Genomic DNA, 21488 nt, shown 5'->3' on the forward strand with positions numbered 1-21488 from the left:
TCGTGCCTCATGGGTTATTCGCTGTGCAGCGAATGAAGAAACTGTATAGGATATTCCCAAGATAAGGCAATATTTGCTGCACAGCAAATCTTTAGGATTCCCTGAACCACGATCGCAACGATCCACGAAAACCGAAAACCTGTCCCCGTGAACCCGTCCGCTGAAGCCACAGATGGTCAGTCGCTCAGACGCCCTGGCGACGTCTTCAGCGCTTCCATGGTCAAACGGAAGTTCGTCGCGGAGGTACTTGCCACCATCGGGCCGACTGCCACCGCCCATCAAACCTTTGTCGAAGGCAATATGCTCGCGACCGGGGAGCGCAACGCATGAACCGTCCGCGACGGCAAGGCCGTGAGGCGCCCACCACGACAAGATGCTCGTCCAAGACCCTCGACGAATGCAAGGCGATCCAGCTTGAGCACCGTCAGGCCATGGAGGCACGCGCCAAGGAAAAAGGCACGACCTTGATGGCAGCGCGGCAAAATGCTTGCGACCGCATGCAGGCACGCGGCTTCTTCAGCGAGCAAATGTCGGAGACCGAGGGACGATTGCTTAAACCGGTTTCGGGGGCCATGATGCTGGGAGTGGGCATTCTGCTGATCGCTGCCCCGGCGGCACTCAACGACCTGCGCGTGGCGCTGGTCTTGCTGGTTGGCTCGATCGGCTTTTTCGGGTTGGTCCATTGGCTGAGGAAGCCTGTGCAGGGTGCAGACAATGAATAGAGTCCTGATCATCACGCTGCTGCTGTCGGTCGCCGCAACTGCGCAGGCGCGTGGCCCCGTGCGCGCGAGCGAGGGGAATACCCGCGGCTGGCAGTTGATGACAGCGGATGAGCGAATCGAACATCAGGCGAGGATTCGTGGCTTCACGACGTACGAGGAGTGCCGCAGCTACCAGGTCGCGCATCACCAACTCATGGAAGAGCGCGCCAGAGCGCGCGGCATGGCGTTGCCGCAGGGAGGACGTGACATCTGTGAGCACCTGCGGCCGGCAAGCGACTCTCGCCAGCCCTCCAGTTGATTCCTGCGCGAGCCCACCATGTTCCTCCTTCGCTGGCTATCGATTCCGCTGCTGATCCTTGCCTTTACCGCAGGCCCCGTTTACTGGGCCTTCCCGGAGGGCCTGTCGCTCGCACGCAGTCTGGGCATTGTCCTCGGTTGGGCGGGCTGCGGCCTGCTGCTCGCCAGCCTGCTGCTGATGCTGCGGGAAACCTGGCTGTCCCGCTGGCTGGGCGGACTGGAACGGATGTACCAATGGCATCACCGCGTCGGCATGGCCGCTTACGTCCTGCTGCTGGCACATCCGCTGGCGCTCGCTGCCGATGCCTGGCCCGCGTCTCCTGCTCTGGCCTGGCAGACGCTTTCACCGTTCAGCCAGGGCTGGCCGGTCAGGCTCGGTTGGCTGTCGCTGCTGCTCCTGATGCTCGGGCTGGCGGCCACTTTCGCGACGCGCCTACCCTATCGACCCTGGCGCTGGCTGCATGTCTCGCTGGGGGTCGGCGTGCTGGCCGGTCTGTGGCACCTGCTGCAACTCGGCATCGAAGAACCGGTATTGCCGATCCTGGCACTGGCCGCCCTGTTCCTCGGCTGGCGACTCCTGCTGGAAGATAGCGGATTGGCGGCGCGGCCGTACATCGTGCAATCGGCCGTGCCAGTTGCTGACGGCATGGTCGAGATCTCTCTCAAGCCGCTGGCAGAACCCATTGCCGCCACTGCAGGACAGTTCGTCCTGGTCGCTTTTTTCGCCGGGCCGACGTTCCGGGGTTGCGGCGAATTTCACCCCTTCACGGTCAGCTCCATCGGCACCGACCGTGCAATCCGCGTCGGCGTCAAGGCCCTCGGCGATTGCACCCGGCGCATCCAGTCCATCGAGCCGGGCGTCCTGGCGCGGGTGCATGGCGCCTTCGGCACCTTCCTGGCCGAGCGGCCAGCGGCACCGCAACTGTGGCTGGCCGGCGGCATCGGCATCACGCCTTTCCTGGCGCTGCTGCGAGCAGGCCCGCTCAGTCAGCAGACGACTCTCGTCTATCTCTATCGCGCCGAGGCCGACGCTGCCTTTCTGCAGGAGCTGCGCGCGCTCGCCGAACGCGATCCACATTTATCCCTGCAGGCTCTGGCCACCGGGAACGAGCCGCCGGATGTCAATGCTTTCCTGCCCGACGCAGTCAAGCTGGCCGGAGTTGAGTGTTATCTGTGCGGGCCGCCGGGCATGCTGGCCGCGGTCAGACAGTCCCTCCACGCGCGCGGCATCCAGCCTCGCCATATCCATTTTGAAAACTTCGGATTCCGATAATGCGCCGACTCTACCTATCCACCACCCTCATTTTCTGGCTGCTGGTGTCAGCCTTCTGGGCAAGCAGCCTGTGGTTGCCGCCCGCTGAAGAAAGCGTTGCAGTAGCGGCCGAAAAGGTCATCGCAAGGAGCGAACTGGCCAGGCACGCACTGCCGGACAACTGCTGGATGGCGATTCGCGGCGCGGTCTACGACCTGAGCGCCTATCTGCCCCGGCATCCGTCGCCCCCCGAGATCGTTCTGCCCTGGTGCGGCAAGGAGGCGACCGAGGCCTATGACACCAAGACCAAAGGGCGCCCGCATTCCGCCTATGCCGACGAGTTGCTCGCCAAGTACCGGATCGGCATCCTGGCTGCCAACAAACCGTGACCAACGACCTCCTGGCTTCATTCTCACCACCCGGCACGGCGAGGCCACCCTGCCCAGCACCCGAACAGGCGCCGCTGGGGGTCATCGAGGAGGTGCACGGGCCGGTCATCGACATCCTGTGCAGCCGCCTGCCGCCGCTGCATCAGGCGGTGTATGTCTGCCTCGATGGCGAGCGTTACACCTTCGAGGTGCATCGCCACCTCGACGAATCCCGGGCCCGGGCGATCGCCCTGCATCGCACGGCCGGTCTGCGCCGGCTGCTGCCAGTCTTTGACAGCGGCGGGCCGCTGCAGATACCGGTGACCCCGGATTGCCTGGGCCGCTTGCTCGACATCTTTGGCCACCCGCTGGATGGTGGCCCGCTGCTCGCGTCGACGGAATCTCGCCCCATCGTCGCGGCCCCGGCGCCGCTTTCGGAAGCGCTCGGCATGGGAGAAATCCTGCCGACCGGCATCAAGGTGATCGACCTCCTGTGTCCCTTCGTGCGCGGCGGCAAGACCGGCCTGTTCGGTGGCGCCGGTGTCGGCAAGACGGTGCTGATCATGGAATTCATGAACGCCATCGTCCACCTGCACCAGGGGGTATCGGTCTTCGCCGGAGTCGGTGAGCGCATTCGCGAAGGACATGAGCTCTGGCACGACATGCAGGACGCCGGCGTCATGCCGCGCTCGCTGCTGGTGTTCGGTCAGATGGACGAATCGCCGGGAGTCCGCTTCCGCATTGGGCTGTCGGCGCTGACCTATGCCGAATACCTGCGCGACCATGTCGCCAAGGAAGTGCTGTTCCTGATGGACAACGCTTTCCGCTTCGTGCAGGCGGGCAGCGAGCTCTCGGGGCTGCTCGGGCGCATGCCGGCGACGGTCGGTTACCAGCCGACACTGCTCTCCGAAGTGGCGGAATTGCAGGAGCGCATTTCTTCCACACGCAGCGGCAACATCACCGCCGTCGAGGCCGTGTATGTACCCGCTGACGATATGACCGACCCGGCGGTGGGGGCGATCCTCGCCCACCTCGACACCACCGTCATTCTTTCGCGCAGTCAGGCGGCCAAGGGGATCTACCCGGCGGTCGACCCCCTGGCTTCGGGCAGCCGCATGATGGATCGCGTCACCCTCGGCGACCGTCACTACCGGGTGGCGCAAGCAGTGCGCGAGCATCTCGCCCGCTACCGCGAACTTGAAGACATCATCGCCATGCTGGGCATGGAAGCGCTGTCGGAAGCCGACCGGCGCACCGTTCTGCGGGCGCGCTTGCTCGAACGTTATCTCACGCAGCCGTTCTTTGTCGTTGCCGACCACACCGGTATCGCCGGGGCCTCGGTACCTCTGGCAACGACCCTCACCGATTGCGAGGAGTTCATCAAGGGGAGCTACGACGAGCTGCCCGAGGATCGCTGCTATATGCGCGCCGGTATGGAGTGTGTGCAATGAGCAGCGGGATCACCCTGCATCTGCAGAGCGCAGTGCGCTGCGAGCGGTTCGACAAGGTGCAGAGCTTTGTCGGCAGCGATGCCAGCGGCAGCTTCGGCATTCAGCCGGGACGCGCCCGCTTCATGACAGTCCTCGACTATGGCCTGTCGCGTTTTCGCAGCACGCAGGGTGCGTGGCAGTATCTCGCCTGCCCCGGCGCCGTACTGCGCTTTGCCGACGATCAACTGACCGTCAGTACCCGGCGCTACCTCTGCGACGAAGACTATCAACGAATCTCGGAACTGCTGGCAGGGCAACTGGCACAGGAAGAAGAGGCTCTGAGGAGCGTCAAGGACAATCTCCAACAACTGGAGCAGGAGCTTTTCCGGCGCCTGCGCACCCTGGATCGGTGGCCGTCATGAACGACCATCACCGCAAGTCATCATGAACGACCATCTTCGCAAGTCATTATGAACGACGATCTTCGTAAGTCATTATGAACGACGACAAGTGGCGTCGCGAAGTTTCCCGTGACAGCGAAAGACTCAAGGAGGCTGAACGGAGCCGGCGCTCTCTTCTCGTGCAGACGGTCTTCCTCGGCAGTCTGTCGGTGCTGTTCCTGGCGCCCCTGCTGGCGGGGGCCTATCTGGGGCGCTGGCTCGACAGCCTGGGTGAGGGCTACACGGTGCGGTGGACGGTGAATCTGATCCTCCTCGGCCTCGCGCTCGGCGTGTTCAATGTCTATCTCTTCATCCGAAAATACTGGTAATGGAAGCGGCAAGCGTTGTTTTCAGTCTGGGGGGCTTGCGCATCACCTCGACGGTGGTAACCACCTGGGGCCTCCTGCTGACCTTCGGACTGTCCTGCTGGCTGGCGACCCGACGACTTTCGGTCGACCACCCCGGTCTTGTGCAAACGGCGCTGGAAGGTGTCGTCCAGTCGATCGAGGCGGCCATCGAAGGGGTGCTACCGGGCCGATCCGGCCTGCTCCTGCCTTTCATTGGTACCCTCTGGCTGTTCGTCGCCGTGGCCAATCTGACCGGGATCGTTCCCGGTCTGCATGCACCCACCAGCGATCTGTCGACCACCGCCGCGCTGGCCTGCCTGGTCTTTGTCTCGGTGCACTGGTTCGGCATCCGCAGCGAAGGTCTGAAGAATTATCTGCGCCACTATCTGGTCCCCAGCCCGATCCTCCTGCCGTTTCATTTGCTCGGCGAGTTTTCCCGCACCATCGCGCTGGCAATGCGCCTCTTCGGCAACATCATGAGCCTCGAAATGGCCGCCCTGCTGGTTCTCCTGGTTGCGGGCCTGCTGGTGCCGGTACCGGTACTCATGCTGCACATCGTCGAAGCCCTCGTCCAAGCGTACATCTTCGGCACGCTGGCCCTGATCTACATCGCCGGCGGCATGCAATCGCATGCTGTGGAGAACCCCGAAGCCCCCCCATCGAATGACACGAAAGGAAGCAGCCCATGAGCGACATGCACTGGTTTGTCCTGGTCTCCACCGTGGCGGCAACGCTGGCCATCGCGATCGGCATCATCTTCCCGGCCATTGCCATGGGCCGGGCGATCACGCAGGCGCTGGAGGCTCTGTCGCGGCAGCCGGAGGCGGAGAAGTCGATCACCCGCACCCTGTTCATCGGCCTGGCGATGATCGAGTCGCTGGCCATCTACGTCCTGGTGATCGTGCTGATCATCCTCTTCCGCAATCCGCTGCTCGAATACCTCTTGAAGTAGGAGGCGGCCATGGAGCTGGACTGGACCACCTTTGCCCTTGAAATCATCAATTTCCTGGCGCTGATCTGGATCCTCGAACGCTTTCTCTCTCGCCCGGTACTGGCGACCCTGGCCGAACGCCGGGCCGGAATCGAAGCCACCCTCAACGAAGCGCGCGCGACGGAAGCACGGGCCTTGGCCCTGCAGCGCCAGTTCGAAAGCCGTCTGGCCGACTGGGAGCGAGAGAAGGCGGCCGCTCGCAGCCAGTTCGATGCCCAGATGGCGGCAGAGCATGCGCGACAGATGGAAGGGCTGAACCGGGACCTGGCCACTGAGCGGCAACGGAATGCCGCCCGTGAAGCACACCGGCAGGAGACCCTGCAGCGCGAACTCGCCAGCCAGTCCGGCGCCCTCGCCCGCCAGTTCGCCAGCGCACTACTGACCCGGCTTGCCAGCCCCGAGATCGAAGCGCGGCTGCTGGAAATCTTCGTCGAGGAACTGTCGGCTTTACCCGAAGAACGTCTGGAGCCTTTGCGGGCGGGCCAGAATGGTCATCGGCAAGGCGTGTTGCGCAGCGCCCATCCGCTCTCGGAGGAACAACGCCGGCAGATCTCCGGAGCCGTCGATGCCCGGCTGGGAAAGCTCGTCCACCTCGATTTCGTCGAGGACAGCGGGCTGCGGGCCGGCGTCCGGCTATCGCTCGGGGCCTGGCAACTGGATCTCAGCCTGGCCGGCGAACTGGGCGTTTTTGCGGAAGCAGGCAGGCTTGATCACTGACCCATCTGCACTGAACGCTGGCGGCCTGCGCAGCCAGTGGCTCGCCGGCTACCAGCCGCAATTGCGGATCAGCGAAATCGGCAAGCTGGCGGCGATCGGCGACGGCATCGCCTGGATCGAGGGGCTGCCATCGGCGGCGATGGACCAGATCCTGCGTTTCGAGAATGGCAGCGAGGCGCTGGTGTTCCATCTCGGCAGCAAGCGCATCGGCGCCATCCTGCTCGGTCAGGAGGAAGGCCTCGCTGCCGGTGCAGCGGCCCATCTGACCGGACGGCGACTCGATATCGGCGTCGGTGACGGCTTTCTCGGCCGCGTGGTGGACCCGCTGGGGAATCCCCTCGATGGCGGGCCGCAACCGAAATTCACGCGGCGCCGCGCGCTGGAAGTCCCCTCACCACCGATCACCGCCCGTGATTTCGTCAGGCGCCCTTTGCTCAGCGGCAGCAAGATGGTCGATACCATGATCCCGATCGGCAAAGGCCAGCGGCAACTGATCATTGGCGACGCGGGCACCGGCAAGAGTTCGCTGGCGATGGACACGATCATCGCCCAGAAAGGGCGCGATGTGCTCTGCGTCTATGTGCTGATCAGCCAGAAGCGCTCGGCGGTGGTCGCCACCATCGAGACCCTGCGCCAGGCAGGCGTTCTCGACATCAGCTGCGTCGTCGTCGCCGAGGCCACCACCACACCCGGGCTCAAGTTCCTCGCGCCCTTCGCCGGCTGCGCCCTGGCGGAAGAATGGATGTGGGGCGGCCGCGACGTGCTGGTGGTGTACGACGACCTCACCACGCATGCACGGGCCTATCGCGAGCTGTCGCTGCTGCTGCGTCGCCCGCCGGGGCGGGAAGCCTACCCCGGCGATATCTTCTACCTGCACGCGCGACTGCTCGAACGCTCGACCTGTCTGGCCTCGCGTTACGGTAGCGGCAGCATGACCGCCCTGCCGATCGTCGAAACCGAGCAGGGCGAGATCGCCGCCTATATACCCACCAACCTGATCTCGATCACCGACGGCCAGATCTACCTCGATCCGGCGCTCTACGCGCGCGGTTTTCTGCCCGCCATCGACATCACCCGCTCGGTTTCGCGAATCGGTGGCAAGGCGCAGTTACCGGCCATCAAGGCCGAGGCCGGGCGCATGAAACTGGATTTCCTGCAGTTTCTCGAACTGGAGGTCTTCACCCGCTTCGGCTCGCGGCTGGAGGCCGGGGTCGATGCCAAAATCCAGCGCGGCCGGCTGCTGCGGGAACTGCTCAAACAGGAACGCCTGGCGCCGCTGTCGCCGGAACAGCACCTGGCCTGGCTGGTCGCCTACAATGAGGGAGCATTCGACGCCTTGGCAGGTGAGGCGGTCCAGGGACGGCTGGCGAGACTGCTGCACCAGGCGGCGGCTGGGGGACCCGGGCTGGCCGCGGGTCGGGATGCCTGGCGGGATGCCGTCGCCGGCTGGCTGCAGGAGGCGTGCGATGAGCCGCCGGCGTGAGATGGAATACACTCTGTCGCGGTGGATCTTTGGTCGGCCGTGTATTGGTTGGCATGCAACGCCCCCTTCACGAGGAAGTTCGCAAGCTTTACCGCGCAGTCGCTGCTGACACCCTGATTGACCAAGGCACTGTGGTTCGGCTCAAGACACAGTCGCGGCCAGCCGGTGGACCTGTGTGCCTCGAAACCGCAAGCTCTGGCGGACGGTTGACCACGTGCCGACTGGCCTCCCGAGCCTATGAGCACTGGCGTGGGTTGCTGCGGGAGTTCTCAAAGAACGCCAATCTGCTGGCAGGCGTCGAGAAACGGCTTCTTGAGAAAGTTGCACTCAGCATACGGATGCTTCTGCGCCTGCCGCACCAATGTCGTTAGAAACTCGGCAGGATCTCGGCCATCCTCTTTCCATTCGTCCAGCACCTGCGTCATCCCCTGCTCCTTATCCCCAGACTAACGAATGATAATGTCCTTTATCATGCATAATATGACGGACGAAAACAGAGGTCAACCCAGCATAACCCCGCAAAAGCGCACGGAATCCTGGATATTGCCAAATCATGTTTGACACGACTAAGTAGGATTGTTACCTTGAAGCCATGCGAACGACGAAAACACTCTCCATTACTCTGCCGCCCGAAATGCTCGCCCGCGCCGCGGAGATGGCCCGGCGCGAACACCGCACGATGAGCGAACTGGTGCGCGAAGCCCTGCGCGAATACGAGCGCAAGAACTGGTGGGCAGAAATGAATGCCTTTGGCCAGGCGAAAGCAGCCGAACGGGGTCTGACCGAGCCCGATGTCGAGCGGGCCGTGCACGAAGTGCGTCGCGAGCGGGCGAGCCGCGATCCCAAGCCCACGGCGTGACGGTCGTCGTTGCCGATACGAGCGTCTATGTTTCGGCGCTCGTCTTCGGAGGGGTGCCGCAGACTGCCCTGATCAAGGCGCTCACGGCCCCCTTCCGCGTCGCGGTCTCCCCTGAGCTGAAGGCCGAGCTTGTGAAACCCTTGAGCGAAAATTTGACTGGCCTTCCTCCCGTGTGGCCCATGCCTGCGCCTACTTGTGGAGAGAGGCTATCTGGTGCGAGCCGGCTGCCGTTCATGCCTCGCGCGATCCCAATGACGATCACGTGCTTGGCTGTGCAATCGCTGCTTCAGCCAACGTGCTGGTCACGGGCGACAAAGACTTGCTGTCGTTGCATCCGTTCAAGAGCATTGCCATCGTGACGCCCGCGACATTTCTCGCGATGCCGTGGACGGTCCACGGTGACGACCGAGTACCAGCTTGAGGATGTTATCCGCAAGGCGTTTCGCCTCATGGACGAACAGGATCGCGTGCGGGCGGCCAAGCTCGAACAGTTACGCCAGGATATCCGCGATGGCCTCGACAGCGGCGAGCCCACGCCATGGGACCCCGAGGAAATCAAGCGCGAAGGCCGCAAAAGAAGAGCCGCGCGCGTTCCCGCCAGCCAAGATGTGTAGACTCGCCCGCCGGGAACTCGGCGTTGAACGGACCTGCTACGGCGGCACGATCAAAGGCGTCACCCCTTCCATGGTGCTCAATGACAGCAAGGGCGAACTGTGCCCGGCCGTCGCCCGCGGGTCCATCGAACGGGCGCAGCGCTTCGAGCGACTTTGCTATTGGGCGCTGGCCGAGGGGCTGATCTCGCTGAGCAAGGCGCCGGAGTTGCTGCGCGCTCCCATCTCCGATGTCAAAAGCGGCCTGCAAGGGCCGCAGGCCGCCCATGCGCATCATCGTCAGCGACAGCAGTTGTCTGATAGACATCAGAAAGGCGTCCTTGATCGACGCCCCTTTTGGCCTCGATCATCATTCCGGCCAAGGCCAAGTGCTGAGCGTGGAGAAAGGAGTGGCAGGCCCCTCGAAATCTCGTACCCTTGGAAGTGCAAACTCACCGAGGGAGAAGGAAGATGCTCGAAGGTCCTGCCGGGATTGACTATAGCCCAGATACGAGGCCGGTGCCACTGTGCGCTGCACGGTGGTCGATGGTGGGTGGGTCGTGAAGCGCCGCTCGCGCCTGGAGCGGGCTGAACAGCTTGGGGCGGCCAGCGCGCGCTTGGCGGCGGGACAGCCGCAACGGCAGGTAGCCGCCGACCTCGGCCTGGCACGCAGTACCTTGCAGGAGTGATGCAAACCGGTTGCGGTCGGCGCGGCCCCAGCGGCTTTGGCGGCGCACTTCAGCATCACCCTGCAGGGTGGTGCCGGAGTTCGGGTGGTGTGCCAATTCCTTGAGTTGAGCGGGCTGTCGGCCTTCGTCGGCGCCAGCTACGGCACCCAGCAAGGCCTCAATGCGGCGCTGGAGGAGGCGCTGGTCGCCGTCGCGGAGGAGCAGCGCGCGGCGCTGGCGCGGGGCATGCCGCACCGGGATCTCACGGTGTGTGAGGATGAGACTTTCCATCCACAGATGGGTCTGGTGGCGCTGGAGCCGGTGTCGGGCTTTCTTCTTCTGGAACAGTACGCGGCGGATCGTCAGGCGGCGACCTGGACGCAGGCGCTCCAGGAAGCCCTGGTCGGCTTGGATGTCGCCGTGATTCAGGGCACCAGCGACGAGGCCGGGGCGTTGCATCGGCAGGTCGAGGTGGACCTGGGTGTGCATCATTCGCCGGACCTCTTCCCTGGCCAGCATGAGGTTTCGAAGGCCACCAGTCTCTCCCTGGCCCGCCAGGTTCGGCAGGCCGCTGCGACGGTGGTGGCCGCTCAGCAGGCTTGGGCGGTCGAGCGGGCGGCCCAGCAGGCGTACGAGAACCAGTCGCCACGTCCCCGCGGTCGCCCACCCGCGTTCGCCGCCCGCATCCACGCCGCCGTGAGCGAGGTGGTGCAGGCCGAAGTCGCGCACACCCAGGCGCAGGCGCGTCAGAGCGAAGCCCGCGAACTGGTGCGGGAGCTGGGCATCGGGTATCACCCGTATGACCTGGAGCGCGGACAGGCACAACCCGTCGAACCCGTCGCGCAGCGCCTCAACGACGTCTGGACGCAGCTCGGGCGCATCGCCGCGGCCGCTGATCTGCCGACGCGCGCCCGTGAACGCCTGGCCAAGGCGCAACGTCTGACTACCCAACTGCTGGCCACCATTCCCTTTTTCTTCGCCACCCTGCAGTTGCAGGTCGAGGCCCTCGCGCTGCCACCCAACCTGGAGCGCGCCCTCGTCGAGCAACTGATTCCCGCCCTGTATCTGGAGCGCGTCGCCGCGCGCAGCACCCACGCCGAGCCGCGTCACCGACTGCGCGCACTGAGCCACCAGTTGCTCGAACCGCTGCGCCACGGCGACCATCCGCTCCAGGCCTTGCCGAGCGCCGAGCGAGCGCGCCTGGAACAGGTGGCCGGCGAATGCGCCGATCGCTTCCAGCGCAGCAGTTCCGGGGTGGAGGGCCGTAACGGACAACTGGCCCTGCATCACCAGGGCCGCCATCGCCTGAGCAACCGCAAGCTCGCGGCGCTCACCGCCGTACACAACTACCACATCCGTCGCGCCGACGGCACGACCGCCGCCGAGCGCTTTTTTGGCCGTGCCCACGAAACATTGTTCACGCAGGCGCTCCAGCGCATGCCGCTGCCCCCACGACCGGCGCGCCGACGACCTCGACCACCCAAGCCGCCCTATCTGATGCAGGTGGCGGCGTAGCGGGAGCGGCCGGAATGATGATCGAAGCCCTGTTTCGCGGCGAGGTGATCGAACTCGCCTGTATGGCCCATGCCCGGCGGAAGTTCTTCGATCTCCATCAGGCGAATGGGAGCCCGGTCGCGGCCGAGGCCCTGCGCCGTATCGGCGAGTTGTATGCCATCGAGGACGCTGCGAAAGGGAAGACGGTCGAGGAACGGGCCCGACGACGAAAGGAAACCAGTCAGCTGTTGCTCGAAGCCCTGCACCTATGGCCCCAGAACACTCGCCGATCGGTGGCCGACGGCGGCGCACTGGCCAAGGCGATCGACTACAGTCTGCGGCGCTGGCCGGCCTTTGCCCGTTCTGCCACGAACGGTTTCTATCCGATCGACAACAACCCCGTCGAGAATGCCATTCGCCCGATCGCCATCGGCAAGAAGAATTGGCTGTTCGCTGGTTCCGAGGCGGCCGGCCAACGCGCCGCGGCGATTCAATCGCTGCTCGAAACCGCGCGTGCGAACGGTATCGAGCCCATGGCCTGGCTGACCGACACCTTGGCGAAACTCCCCGACTGGCCAAACAGCCGCATCGACGAGCTGTTACCTCTCAAAAAACCAGTGTAATTGTGCGCACCCAGGGGTGGGTGCGCTGAACGCTTACGCTGTTACTGCAGCTTTTGACCCCGCAGCTTGACCCGGACATGACCCCGCGGCCTGGATGTGATGCCCGCGTGTGAGCCACCGCCTTGGGACAGGGTCGACACGCCGGTCGGTCAGAAGAACCCGCTTGGAGAACTGGCGCCCGAATACGAATTCGGACAACGCCTCTCCTGGTAGCCTCTCGTCCAGCCCCATGGTGGGACGGAAACTCCACAGTCGCCAAGACCCATTGACAGTGGGAACAGGCTTCGGCTGTTGACTACTGGTCCCGGAGTAACTCCTGCAGTTGGATTTCTCATCGTTCGCCCCTGAGCGATGACGACCGGAATCCTCCTAATTTCCCATCCTTGCCGAACACGACGCGAACCGCTTTACCGAATACCATAGATCACTTCCACCCGGCGCATGATCTGGCGGCATTCGGTTGTTCTACAGGCCGGCATTGCTTCCCCTCGACCGACGCTATAGCGACGCAGCGGATGAATCTGTTTCTTGGGAACGCCGTAGGTGCGAAGGAGCTTGGCGACGGCTTCGATACGCCGCTCCGCTATCGCCAGATTATATGAGTCACTGCCCAGGTCGTCCGTGTAACCGGCCAAGGTCACCACCTGCGCCGGATTCGCCTTCAAGCGCACTGCATGATGCCGCAGTTTGTCCTGCCCCGCCGTATCGATACGGGTTGCGCCCTTGGCGAAGTAGATGCTGTTAGCTTCCTCCAGCGCTACAGAATCCGTTTCCTTGGTTGAGGGCGCATCCAATGGGGTATCTGGGGCTGAAGAAGAATCAAGCGACTGTTGCGGCATCGGCTCTGAAGGTGAAATGGCCAAGGTACTGCATCCGATGAGCATTACGCCATAGAACAGCTGTATCAGGCTGGAGAGCCTGGACATGATCTGAGCAGGCCTCATTCCGGATCCCGCAGCATGTCTGCCAGCGGTATGCTGGCGAAGGCATCGTCTCGTCCGGGCAGATGCCGTATCAACTCAAATAGATTGATATACAATGTTTGTAGGGCGACTTCCGGCATGGCGGCAAGCGCTTCAGGAAGGACGCCTTCTGCGGACCCTGGTAGCGCCGCGATGGCCTTCACTCCGTCTGGTGCGAGCTGGAGACCGACCCGGCGCTGATCTTCCTGCTTGCGCGTCTTGATGAGGCATCTTCGGGCGACCAGTTTTTCAACAAGTTGACTACAGGTAGACTGGTGTATACCCAAGCGTGCAGCGAGATCTGTCACGCCAAGCCCCGGGCAGCGATGCACTTCCTGCAGAATCCACATCTGTGAACCAGGGAGTCCGCAACGATCTTCCACCTCACGGAAATACTGGCGCATCGTGCCGTAGATCACACGGAACTGTTGTAGAACCGCCAAGTGGACCGGCGGTGTGGCGGCCGTCAAAGGATGTGTCATCGGCGTGAGGCATTGCTCTAATCGAGATAGAAAGACTATTATATTCACCATCAATGTAATATCGATAGATTTTTTGTACTTGCACCTTTGGCGACAGCATTGTGCCAAGGCCGCTGGTCACGTTTTTGTGCCACTCAGAGCACCGGTAAGGGTTCGCGACTCGATGTTCAATTCGATCCAGATTTTCGGCGTGGCGCTTCTTGGCGGCCTGGGTGCGGGCGAGTTTTCGCGTCGTGCGCTGGCTTTACCACGAACCACCGGCTACGTCGTTTTTGGATTGCTGGTCGGCCAGAGCGGACTGGGTTGGATAGCGCCTTATCACATCGAGTCCAACCAGCTTTTCATCGATCTGGCATTGGGCCTGATTCTGTTCGAATTGGGCTATCAAGTTCCGCTGGTGGCAGTCAGTGAAGGATGGAACCGACTGAGCGCGGGGATACTGATCTCCCTGACCACCGGAGCGACCGTAGTTCTGGCGCTCCTGGCAATGGACTTCTCCGCCAGTTCCGCAGTTTTCGCGACAGCCCTTTGTCTGGCCACTTCGCCAGCGATCACGATTGCCACCTGCAGCGACGTGGGCGCCAGAGGAGAAAAAACCGGCTTGCTGTTCACCATGGTGGCAATCGATGGATGCGTTGCCTTGGTTGTCTCTACCTGGTCAATGCCGCTTCTGGTCGAGGATGGGGCGATTTACAGCCTCGCCGGCGCCTGGACAGCGACGCAGGAAGTCGGTGGGGCCGTGGTGCTCGGTGGTGCCTGCACTGCGCTCGTCCTGACCGGCGCTCAACTCCTGGGACGGCGTTCGGAACACCAGCACCTGTTGATTCTGGGAACCATCGTCCTGGGCGTTGGAACTGCGATCCACCTCGACATTTCCGCATTGCTGCCCATGTTGCTCTTCGGCTATCTGACGCGCGCCCTGGATCGAAACAAGCAGGTCGTTGCCATTCGGATTGCCAGTGACGCCCGGATTTTTCTCGTCGCCACGTTCGTTCTGGCCGGTGCCGCGCTCGACATTGGAGTTGTCGTGGAGAGCTGGCCGGACGCTGTCCTGGTGATCATCGCGCGCTTCGCCGGGCAACTCGCAGGCGTTCTCTTGAATCGCAATCGCCTCTGCTTGGGAACCGCATCTTCAATCTACCTGTCAATTGGTTTACAGCCGATGTCAAGCATTGCTTTGGTTCTTCTTGCCAACATGCAGACGCTCTACTCCGGGCTTGAGCCACGACTGACGGGCGCCTTGCTGGCGACGATTCTTCTCATGCAGTTGTTTGGCCCCTTGGCCACGCAGACGGCGATCAAGGGCTTCGGCGAAGCAACCTATCTGCAATCGGACGACCCGGCAGCAGAGAAGCCTGCCTCCAACAAAGGTTCCTGGGGAGACAAATCATGAGCAGACGCCCTTTACGTATCGGTCTCTCCGCACGCATCTACCACCCAGTGGTCGGCGCCACGGGTTTGCAGTCGAAGTCCCTACAGTACCTCGAGCAATCGGTGGCGCACTGGGTGATGTCCCGCGAAGTGATGGTGTTCATGATCCCCGCGGTCAGTGGCGACGCCATGGTCCATCGCAGCAGCATCCGGCTCTCGGACTACCCGGAGTATCTCGATGGCCTGATTCTCCAGGGTGGAGCTGACCTCAGCCCACAAAGCTACGGGGAGGAGCCGTTGCACCCCGACTGGGCTGGCGACCGGGTGCGCGACGCCTACGAAATGGAACTTCTGCACGAATTCATGGAAGCCGGCAAGGCGGTCCTCGGCATCTGTCGCGGAGCTCAACTGATCAACGTGGCGCTTGGCGGGACACTCTATCAGGACATCGCGACACAGATCGAAGCGGCGGGCGAGCACGTCCATAGCGATTACGACCAGCACAGTCACGCGGTCGAGTGGGCCACAAAGTCCGGCTTGGCGAAGCTCTACCCGGGCAAGACCGCTGGGCGGGTGGTTTCGATACATCATCAGGCGATCCGAGCATTGGGTCGGGACCTGCAGGTCGAAGCGCGCAGCACCGCGGACGGCCTGATCGAAGCCATTCGCCTGCAAGGCAGGCCGTATGTGCTGGGCCTGCAGTGGCACCCGGAGTTCCATCCCCCCGGCAGCGAGGTACTGTTGGACTGCACGCCAATCCTCGACGAGTTTCTCGCTGCCGCGCGCGGCCGATTCTGGTGAGCGGGACGAACCAATGCTGAACGAGATTCTGTCGTCGGCACGCACCGCCTGGGAAGGCTTGCAGGAGCGCCTCTTCTTCCTGCCACCCTTCCCCGATGAACTCGATTCTCTGGCCTTGTTCAGCATGCTGCTGGTCGTCGGTTTGCTGGTCGGCGAGTGGTTGCGCGCCAAACTGGGCTGGCCGAAAGTCATCGGCTACGTCCTGGCAGGAACATTGTTCGGCCCCTCCTTGCTCGGCTGGATCAGCATTGAGGCACTGGCCCAGATACGGCCAATGGCCGATGCAGCGCTCGGACTCCTGATGCTCGAGATCGGGCGACGCCTCGATCTGCGTTGGCTCGGTGAAAACCGCGACTTGCTGAGAGCCACGCTTGGCGAGATCACCCTGTCCTTCACGGCCATTTTTCTCTTCGCCTGGGGGGTGGTTGGTCTGATGGCGGCATGGGCGGCCGCGGCGGCGGCTGTTACCATGGCCTCGGCGCCGGCGGTTGTCCTGCTGACCGTCGAGGAATCGAACGCGCAAGGGCAGGTCAGCGAACGGATCATCCTGCACACGGCGCTGAGCGCGGCTGCGTCATTCGTCGTGTTCGCCGTCGTCGTCGGCGTGGTACATGCGCAATACAGCGACGACTGGCTGAATGCCGTGGCCCATCCGCTGTGGGTGGTGGTCGGTTCCGTGATGATCGCCTGGCTGATGGCGCTTCTCGCTCGTCTGGTCGCGGCACTGTTGCCAAAACGCTCTCTGGCACAGGTCTTCATCCTCGTGGCCACGGCCTTGCTCGCCGTTGGCACCGCCCGCATGTTGGCGGTGCCGGTTTTTCTGACCCTCTTCCTGATGTGGGTAATCCTGTCGTTCAGCGATCAGGAAAGGACGCTCAGCTATACCAACCTGCCGGAAGGACACTGGTTGCTGGCGATCATCCTCTTCGTCGTCGTCGGCGCCTCGCTACCCTGGCAAGACTTCACCTGGCTGATCGGACTGCAGGCGATTGGCCTGTTGATCGTTCGGGCGGTGGCCAAGGTGGCTGCCCTGGCATGGGCCGGCGGTGACCTGGGCGTTGCCAGGCGGGTGCTGGTTGGCATCGGCATTCAGCCGCTGTCGGCCACTGCCGTTTTCATGGCCTATGAAATCGCCGGACTCTACCCGGAAATCGGCCGTTCGTCGCTGTCATTGCCGCTGTTTGCGGCCGCCATCATGGAACTCGCCGGCCCTGCCCTCTGCCGTTTCGCCGTGGTGCGTGCCGGAGAGACCGCGGCGACCGACAACAGCAAGGAAGGAGTGGCATGAGCCAGCCAATCGCCGAATTCAAACAGAGCCAGCCACTGACCCTGGGGGTCGAGCTTGAGTTGCAGCTGGTTTCAGTGCGCGATTTTGATTTGACGCGTGGAGCGACGGATCTTCTCGGCAGCATGGACTACGATGGCCGCTTTGGTGAAATCAAGCTTGAAATTACCGAAAGCATGATCGAGGTCAGCACCCTGCCGCGTACATTCGTCGATGGCATTGCTGCCGATCTGGTCGGCCTCCGACAAGCGCTCGTCAGTCAGTGCGCGCGCAACCATATCGCCGTCTGCGGCGGCGGCACGCACCCCTTCCATCGCTGGGCGGAGCGCCGGATTTGTCCGGGTGATCGCTTCGATGAGATCTACCACCGTTATGGCTACCTGGCCAAGCAGTTCACGGTCTTTGGCCAGCACATTCACGTCGGCTGTACATCCGGTGACGAAGCGATCTGGATGACGCAGGCCCTGGGACCCTATGTGCCGATCTTCATTGCGCTGTCGGCGTCGTCACCGTTCGTCGATGGCGAAGACACACTGTTCCAGTCCGCTCGTCTGAACGCCGTCTCGGCCTTCCCCTTGAGTGGGCAATGCCCGGCCTTGCGCGACTGGGCAGAGTTCATTGAACATTTTTCCTTTCTGCAGGCCTGTGGCATCGCTCGCAGCATCAAGGACCTTTACTGGGATATTCGTCCCAAGCCCGAATTCGGCACCGTGGAAATCCGCGTTTGCGATACGCCACTGACGGTCGAGCGCGCCGCAGCCCTGGCGGCCTTGGCGCAAAGCCTGGTACGCCATCTCTTGCGAACTCGACCCGCGCTTGACACCCAACGGCATCTGTATGTTGCCCGCTATAACAAGTTTCAGGCGTGCCGCTATGGTTTCGATGGGCAGATCTCGGATCCGATCGGCCTGCGGCAAGTCCCTCTCCGGCAGATCGCCCGTGAACTGCTCGCCGTGTTGATCGAGGATGCCCACGAACTTGGCTGTTCCGCCTGGCTGCAACTGCTCGACGCCTCCCTGGCCGGAGAGATCTCCGACGCCAGCTGGTTGCGCGGGCGTCAGGCCATCCACAGAAACCTGAACGATGTCGTCCGTGAGGCCACAATGCGCTTTCGCAATAAAAGGAGCATGCACCTTGCCGAGGGCCCACGATGAAGCACTGGCTGACATTGCTGGCGTTGATGGTACCTTGGGCGTGGCCACTGCATGCGGCAGAGGAGTGTGTCATCGAGTCGGTCCCCAGGAGTGCCAAGGATCCTGGCCCGTGGATCGACCAGGACAACTGGTTGGCACCTGAAAATTTGCGCATCGGCTTGCAGTCATTCGGCAGCTTCACGCCTTCGCTGAAGATCAGGGCGACAGGAACAGCCCAGATGTTCCGCCCTGCTCCTCGACAGCTCGAGCTCGACAAACTCAAGGCCCGCGACCCGCTCGATCAGCAGCTCCGCGATGTCGGATTCCTGCTGGCCACGCGCTTGTATGCCGATGGGCTGTTGGTGCTGCGCGACGGCAAGGTGGCGAGCGAGCGCTACTGGAATGGGCTGGTAGCGCAGGACCAGCGACTGCTGCTTGGCGGAACCCGACCACTGCTCTCCCTGATGGGTGCCATGGCGGTCGCCCAGGGCAAGCTCTCGCCGGACCGCTCGATCATTCGCTACATACCCGCCCTTAGTGGGCAGACGGGGTTGCGAAAGCTGTCGATTCGGCGCCTGCTCGAAGGAGAGAGCAGCTTCGATTGGTCGTCGCACGACGTCAATGACTGGTTGGCGGCCGGTGGATGGAACTCCGGCAACACGGCCGGAGGGATTCGCGCTTGGCTCAACCAACCGGGTCGTTGGGAAAGGGACTTTTCCCCGAACCCGCAACTCGGCGAAGTCGGACCTGACACCGACCTGCTCGTCTGGGCACTTGCGGAAGCGTACCGGGTTCCGCTCACGCGGACTTTTTGCCAGGAACTGTTCGAAAAACTCCGACCCGAGAACGCAGCCCTCTGGCTCACCGACTCGCAGGGAACGGAACTGTCCGCTGGATTGGCGCTCTCGCTACGCGATTTTGCTCGTTTGGGGCAACTGCTGATCGACGCCAGGAACAGCAATCGACGCAACAAGGTCCCGAACTGGTTCATCGAAACGCTGACAGCCTCCGCCGGGCTGCGCATAGCGAATTCTTCGGATCTTGCTGGCCTCAGAAAGGGAAGCGAGTACCGCTATGGTTTTGTGCACCTTGGTGGAGCACCGAACCGCATCGCTATTATCGGCCCCTACGGCAACAGCCTCTACGTCGATTTCGATCGCCGACTGGTGATTGCCATTTTTGCAGCCTATCCGAGGAATCACAGCGCCGGCATGCGGGCGACACTTGAGCAGGTCTGGGACATGCTGGGTTCGGCAACACAGCCCAGCGGCAAGCGTTGAAGCTGGAGTTGAGGGAGGCTACACTCGGCGAACGGTCTTCTGGATCATCAGGTGTCAATGGCGGTGGAAACCCGCGTAAACCTGGCGCAGAGGTGTGACGGGCCTAGCGCTTGGCGAGTTTCTGTCGGCGAACCAATCGAATTGTTTAGGGCGACTCGGAGATCGATGGCGCGGCAGAGCCATGGCAGGTCGATGCCCGATCGGCGATTGGCAGTGAAACGGGGATGACAAGGGTGTTCGAGACGCGGTAAAAAGAACCCGCCAAGAAGAACGAGCACGACACCGGCCCAAACCACCAAGTTCACACCGATGCCGTACCCCACACCGTGCTCGGCACGGGTGCAGGGAGAGAATTCCACGAAAACGTCGACTTCTGCTGCGCCTTCACCAGCCCGAAGCCAGCAATGGCGGTCGTTTCCAGCCGATGGGTTGTAGTTGTGAATTCCCGAGTTCGACACTTTGCGCTTGCAAGAGTCGAGCGGTTTGAGATCCCAGGTTGTCCTTTTGCGGTCCTTTTCACCGTGAAGCGGCCTCACCTCGATGGTCCATCGCTCCCTGCTTGAATGCCTATGTGATGAACAACCGGAGAATTGCTAAGCATTCGGCACGCTGTATCAGGGAAGCTCATGGGTAATCAGAATCGCTCGGAAGTCATTGACGTTGGTCAGCGTCGGCCCGGTGATGACCGAGTCGCCCAAGGCTTCGAAGAAGCCGTGGGCGTCGTTGTCATCCAGGCTGACGAGCGGCTTGATACCCTTGCCCCAGGCGCGAGCCAGGCTGTCCGGTGCGAGCCAGGCGCCGGCGATCTCTTCCTGGCCGTCCACCCCGTCGGTGTCGCCGGCGATGGCGTGGATGCCGCGATGCCCATTCAGCGCCACGCCCAGGGCAAGCAGAAACTCGACGTTGCGCCCGCCGCGCCCGTTGCCGCGCACCGTCACCGTCGTCTCCCCGCCGGAGAGCAGGACGCAGGGCGCTGCGAAGGGCTGGCCGCGACCAGCGACCTGCAGCGCGATTCCGGCCATGACCTTGCCCACGTCGCGCGCCTCCCCTTCAATGGCATCGCCCAGGATGTGCGCCGCCACGCCGGCTTGGCGTGCCACCGCAGCGGCGGCTTCGAGTGCCATCTGCGGTGTCGCGATCAGGCGCGTTTCGACTCTGTCCAGACGCGCGTCGCCAGGTTTGATCGACTCGCCGCGGCCATTTTCGAGGATGTCGAGCACTGCTGGCGGTACGGCGATGCCGTAGCGGCGGATGATCGCCAGGGCGTCGGCGCAGGTGGTGGGGTCAGCAACCGTCGGACCGGAGGCAATGTCGATCGGGTTGTCGCCGGGCACGTCGGAGATCATGAGGTTCACCACGCGCGCCGGATGGCAGGCCGCCGCCAAGCGCCCGCCCTTGACAGCCGAGAGGTGGCGGCGAACGCAGTTCATCTCCGAGATCGAGGCGCCGGATTTGAGCAGGGCTTTGTTTACACCCTGCTTGTCCGCCAGGCTCAGGCCCTCGAACGGCAGGGCGAGGAGCGACGAGCCGCCGCCCGAGATCAGGCACAGCACGGTATCGTCGGCGCTGAGTCCCTGCACCAGGGCGTGGATGCGCTGCGCTGCAGCGACTCCGGCGGCGTCCGGTACCGGGTGAGCGGCCTCGACGATTTCGATGCGCTGGCAGGGAACGACGTAGCCGTAGCGAGTCACCACCAGTCCCGACAACTCGCCCGGCCAGTTCTCCTCCAGCGCCTTGGCCATCGCCGCAGAGGCCTTGCCGGCACCGATCACGATCAGTCGGCCGCGAGAGGGTTCCGGCAGATGCAGCGGGATGCAGTGCGCCGGCTGCGCGGCGGTGATTGCCGCTTCGAACATGTGGCGCAGCAGTCTGCGGGCTTCATTGGTCTTCATC

24 protein-coding genes and 2 pseudogenes are annotated in these 21488 nt (G+C 63.1%); 22 read left to right on the forward strand and 4 right to left on the reverse strand.

Annotated elements, in window-relative coordinates:
* Positions 1-326 precede the first annotated feature (326 nt).
* The 11 genes from V5B59_RS05395 (at position 327) to V5B59_RS05445 (ending at position 8047) form a co-directional block, all read left to right on the forward strand.
* Entirely contained in the window at positions 327-722 is a 396-nt protein-coding gene (locus V5B59_RS05395) for a hypothetical protein (protein WP_332351675.1), read from the forward strand.
* Positions 715-1020 (forward strand): hypothetical protein, encoded by a 306-nt coding sequence (locus V5B59_RS05400; RefSeq protein ID WP_169071700.1) that lies wholly within the window; start codon positions 715-717, stop codon positions 1018-1020. Before V5B59_RS05395 ends, V5B59_RS05400 begins: the two co-directional genes overlap by 8 nt.
* A gap of 18 nt (positions 1021-1038) precedes the next feature.
* On the forward strand, positions 1039-2292 hold the full coding sequence (locus tag V5B59_RS05405) for a ferric reductase-like transmembrane domain-containing protein (protein ID WP_169071699.1): 1254 nt from the start codon (positions 1039-1041) through the stop codon (positions 2290-2292).
* Complete coding sequence (locus V5B59_RS05410) at positions 2292-2660, forward strand: cytochrome b5 domain-containing protein (protein ID WP_211203511.1); 369 nt, start codon at positions 2292-2294, stop codon at positions 2658-2660. The genes V5B59_RS05405 and V5B59_RS05410 overlap by 1 nt, the downstream gene beginning before the upstream one ends.
* Before the next feature lie 74 nt (positions 2661-2734).
* Positions 2735-4090, forward strand: a complete 1356-nt coding sequence (gene atpD / locus V5B59_RS05415) for a F0F1 ATP synthase subunit beta (protein WP_169071705.1) — start codon at positions 2735-2737, stop codon at positions 4088-4090.
* Positions 4087-4491 (forward strand): F0F1 ATP synthase subunit epsilon, encoded by a 405-nt coding sequence (locus V5B59_RS05420; protein WP_169071698.1) that lies wholly within the window; start codon positions 4087-4089, stop codon positions 4489-4491. The genes atpD and V5B59_RS05420 overlap by 4 nt, the downstream gene beginning before the upstream one ends.
* A 74-nt stretch (positions 4492-4565) precedes the next feature.
* On the forward strand, positions 4566-4838 hold the full coding sequence (locus tag V5B59_RS05425) for an AtpZ/AtpI family protein (RefSeq protein ID WP_169071697.1): 273 nt from the start codon (positions 4566-4568) through the stop codon (positions 4836-4838).
* Entirely contained in the window at positions 4838-5545 is a 708-nt protein-coding gene (locus tag V5B59_RS05430) for a F0F1 ATP synthase subunit A (protein ID WP_332351676.1), read from the forward strand. The genes V5B59_RS05425 and V5B59_RS05430 overlap by 1 nt, the downstream gene beginning before the upstream one ends.
* Positions 5542-5808 (forward strand): ATP F0F1 synthase subunit C, encoded by a 267-nt coding sequence (locus tag V5B59_RS05435; protein ID WP_169071695.1) that lies wholly within the window; start codon positions 5542-5544, stop codon positions 5806-5808. The genes V5B59_RS05430 and V5B59_RS05435 overlap by 4 nt, the downstream gene beginning before the upstream one ends.
* 9 nt (positions 5809-5817) lie before the next feature.
* Positions 5818-6564, forward strand: a complete 747-nt coding sequence (locus tag V5B59_RS05440) for a F0F1 ATP synthase subunit delta (RefSeq protein ID WP_169071694.1) — start codon at positions 5818-5820, stop codon at positions 6562-6564.
* Positions 6554-8047: a F0F1 ATP synthase subunit alpha gene (locus V5B59_RS05445; protein WP_169071693.1), complete on the forward strand. Its 1494-nt coding sequence runs from the start codon at positions 6554-6556 to the stop codon at positions 8045-8047. Before V5B59_RS05440 ends, V5B59_RS05445 begins: the two co-directional genes overlap by 11 nt.
* Positions 8048-8316: 269 nt before the next feature.
* Here the strand turns inward: V5B59_RS05445 and V5B59_RS05450 are convergent.
* Positions 8317-8472, reverse strand: a pseudogene (locus tag V5B59_RS05450) (hypothetical protein); the annotation flags it as partial.
* A 167-nt stretch (positions 8473-8639) separates the two neighbouring features.
* On the opposite strand from V5B59_RS05450, the gene V5B59_RS05455 reads away from it, so the two are divergent.
* The 6 genes and pseudogenes from V5B59_RS05455 to tnpC form a co-directional block, all read left to right on the forward strand.
* A complete protein-coding gene (locus V5B59_RS05455; protein ID WP_034916234.1) occupies positions 8640-8906 on the forward strand; it encodes a ribbon-helix-helix domain-containing protein in 267 nt (88 codons plus the stop codon).
* A gap of 262 nt (positions 8907-9168) precedes the next feature.
* Positions 9169-9327 carry a hypothetical protein gene (locus tag V5B59_RS05460; RefSeq protein WP_288131556.1) on the forward strand — a complete coding sequence of 53 codons (159 nt, stop codon included), beginning with the start codon at positions 9169-9171 and terminating at the stop codon, positions 9325-9327.
* Positions 9305-9520: a ribbon-helix-helix domain-containing protein gene (locus tag V5B59_RS05465; RefSeq protein WP_288131552.1), complete on the forward strand. Its 216-nt coding sequence runs from the start codon at positions 9305-9307 to the stop codon at positions 9518-9520. Before V5B59_RS05460 ends, V5B59_RS05465 begins: the two co-directional genes overlap by 23 nt.
* 536 nt (positions 9521-10056) lie before the next feature.
* Positions 10057-10185, forward strand: a complete 129-nt coding sequence (locus V5B59_RS05470) for a hypothetical protein (RefSeq protein WP_332351677.1) — start codon at positions 10057-10059, stop codon at positions 10183-10185.
* An 87-nt stretch (positions 10186-10272) separates the two neighbouring features.
* On the forward strand, positions 10273-11679 hold the full coding sequence (locus tag V5B59_RS05475) for a DUF6399 domain-containing protein (RefSeq protein WP_332351678.1): 1407 nt from the start codon (positions 10273-10275) through the stop codon (positions 11677-11679).
* A gap of 23 nt (positions 11680-11702) precedes the next feature.
* Positions 11703-12281: pseudogene (gene tnpC / locus V5B59_RS05480) on the forward strand (IS66 family transposase); the annotation flags it as partial.
* A gap of 407 nt (positions 12282-12688) precedes the next feature.
* Here the strand turns inward: tnpC and V5B59_RS05485 are convergent.
* Positions 12689-13207, reverse strand: a complete 519-nt coding sequence (locus tag V5B59_RS05485) for an OmpA family protein (protein WP_169071813.1) — start codon at positions 13205-13207, stop codon at positions 12689-12691.
* A 14-nt stretch (positions 13208-13221) separates the two neighbouring features.
* Positions 13222-13713 carry a MarR family winged helix-turn-helix transcriptional regulator gene (locus tag V5B59_RS05490; protein ID WP_332351679.1) on the reverse strand — a complete coding sequence of 164 codons (492 nt, stop codon included), beginning with the start codon at positions 13711-13713 and terminating at the stop codon, positions 13222-13224.
* On the opposite strand from V5B59_RS05490, the gene V5B59_RS05495 reads away from it, so the two are divergent.
* From V5B59_RS05495 to V5B59_RS05515, 5 genes are read left to right on the forward strand one after another with little or no spacing between them, the layout of a single operon-like run.
* A complete protein-coding gene (locus V5B59_RS05495; protein WP_169071811.1) occupies positions 13700-15118 on the forward strand; it encodes a cation:proton antiporter in 1419 nt (472 codons plus the stop codon). The two genes, V5B59_RS05490 and V5B59_RS05495, sit on opposite strands and share 14 nt — an antisense overlap.
* Positions 15115-15897: a gamma-glutamyl-gamma-aminobutyrate hydrolase family protein gene (locus V5B59_RS05500; RefSeq protein ID WP_169071810.1), complete on the forward strand. Its 783-nt coding sequence runs from the start codon at positions 15115-15117 to the stop codon at positions 15895-15897. The genes V5B59_RS05495 and V5B59_RS05500 overlap by 4 nt, the downstream gene beginning before the upstream one ends.
* 13 nt (positions 15898-15910) lie before the next feature.
* Entirely contained in the window at positions 15911-17185 is a 1275-nt protein-coding gene (locus V5B59_RS05505) for a cation:proton antiporter domain-containing protein (RefSeq protein WP_332351680.1), read from the forward strand.
* Positions 17182-18336 carry a YbdK family carboxylate-amine ligase gene (locus tag V5B59_RS05510; RefSeq protein WP_169071808.1) on the forward strand — a complete coding sequence of 385 codons (1155 nt, stop codon included), beginning with the start codon at positions 17182-17184 and terminating at the stop codon, positions 18334-18336. Before V5B59_RS05505 ends, V5B59_RS05510 begins: the two co-directional genes overlap by 4 nt.
* Positions 18333-19595 (forward strand): serine hydrolase, encoded by a 1263-nt coding sequence (locus V5B59_RS05515; protein ID WP_169071807.1) that lies wholly within the window; start codon positions 18333-18335, stop codon positions 19593-19595. Before V5B59_RS05510 ends, V5B59_RS05515 begins: the two co-directional genes overlap by 4 nt.
* 614 nt (positions 19596-20209) lie before the next feature.
* Here V5B59_RS05515 and V5B59_RS05520 read toward each other — a convergent pair.
* Positions 20210-21487, reverse strand: a complete 1278-nt coding sequence (locus tag V5B59_RS05520) for a glycerate kinase type-2 family protein (protein ID WP_169071806.1) — start codon at positions 21485-21487, stop codon at positions 20210-20212.
* Between the last annotated feature and the right edge of the window lies 1 nt (position 21488).

Origin of the sequence: Candidatus Accumulibacter contiguus, from assembly GCF_036625285.1 — a bacterium.
Taxonomy (GTDB): domain Bacteria; phylum Pseudomonadota; class Gammaproteobacteria; order Burkholderiales; family Rhodocyclaceae; genus Accumulibacter; species Accumulibacter contiguus.